2 protein-coding genes are annotated in these 1,282 nt (G+C 72.1%); both read right to left on the reverse strand.

Annotation, left to right across the window (positions count from 1 at the left end):
- On the reverse strand, positions 1-491 hold a 491-nt coding region (locus C5F48_RS23945; RefSeq protein WP_107666145.1), incomplete at its 3' end, for a response regulator.
- Positions 488-1,153 carry a hypothetical protein gene (locus tag C5F48_RS26315; protein ID WP_258186583.1) on the reverse strand — a complete coding sequence of 222 codons (666 nt, stop codon included), beginning with the start codon at positions 1,151-1,153 and terminating at the stop codon, positions 488-490. The genes C5F48_RS23945 and C5F48_RS26315, both read right to left, overlap by 4 nt.
- Between the last annotated feature and the right edge of the window lie 129 nt (positions 1,154-1,282).

Raw genomic sequence — 1,282 nt, forward strand, 5'->3', positions numbered from 1 at the left:
TGCAGCATCAGGTAGCGCAGCAGCTTCGCCTCGAAGGCGGTCAGCTTCAGCGGCATGCCCTCCAGCGTGGCGAGCCCCGTCGTCATGTCGAACAGAAGGCCGCCGGCGGAGAGTTCCGGCGTCGCATGGCCCGCCGCGCGGCGGACCAGCGTCGAGAGCCGCAGCACCACCTCGTCCATGCGGAAGGGCTTCAGCACGTAGTCGTCGGCCCCCGCGCGAAACCCCGCCACCTTGTCGGACCAAGCGTCGCGCGCCGTCAGGATCAGCACCGGAAAGCGCAGGCCCGCGCCGCGCCAGCGCTTCAGCACCTCCACCCCATCGATGCCGGGCAGGCCGAGGTCGAGCACCGCCGCGTCGACCGTCTCGGTCGCGCCGAGGAACTCGCCCGCCTCGCCGTCATGCGCGGTCTCGATGGTGAAGCCGGCCTGCGCCAGCGCCGCGCCGATCTGCCCGGCCAGATCGCGGTCATCCTCGACCACCAGCACCTTCATGGGGTTTTCCCAGGCAGGATGCGCGCCTCGGCTTGGCCTACGCCCTTGACCTCGATGAAGCGGCAGCCGGGGCCCGTCAGCTCGATCTGCAACACATTGCCTGCGGGGGTCAGCCAGCGGACCTCCTGCACCAGGCCGTCCTCGTCGTCGCGCAGGCGCAGCGCCTCGCCCCGGTAGCGCGCCGCGACGCAGTCGAGAGCTTCGGCCGGCCCGATCGGCTCGGCGTCGTCCGGCGGATCCGCAAGCGCGGGCGCGGCGGCGAGGATCAGGGCAAAGGCAAGGCGGTATCGCATGGCGGACAGAGTATCGCACGAAGCCTCAACGAAAGCCAAACGGCCCCGTTGCGGTACGGTTGGGGACGGATCGGCCAGAAGGGGGGCATGTTGAAACCAGAGGAGACCTCCATGAAACGGATCCTGATCCCGACCGCCGCCGCCACGGTGCTTGCCCTGTCCACCGCCCTGCCCGTCGCCGCACAGGACGCGCAACTCTCCGGCGCCGTGGCCGAAGTCTTCGGCGCTCAGGTCGTCGTCGCCACGCCGGAGGGGCGGGCTGCTCGTCACGCTGCCCGAAGGGACGGAGCCGCCTGCCCAGGGCGCGCAGGTGGAGATCACCGGCACGCGCGACGGCGCGACCCTCGCCGCCACGGCGCTGACCGTCACGGGCGCGGCGGCCCCTGCCGTCCCCGCCGGCGAACGCCCCCGCCCGAGGCGGCGCTGCCGCAGGCCCTCGNAGGGCCTCCGGGCGTGACCGAAGTCCGCCAGCCGCAGGGAGTGACGACGACACCTATT

Origin of the sequence: Cereibacter changlensis JA139, from assembly GCF_003034985.1 — a bacterium.
Taxonomy (GTDB): Bacteria; Pseudomonadota; Alphaproteobacteria; order Rhodobacterales; family Rhodobacteraceae; genus Cereibacter; species Cereibacter changlensis.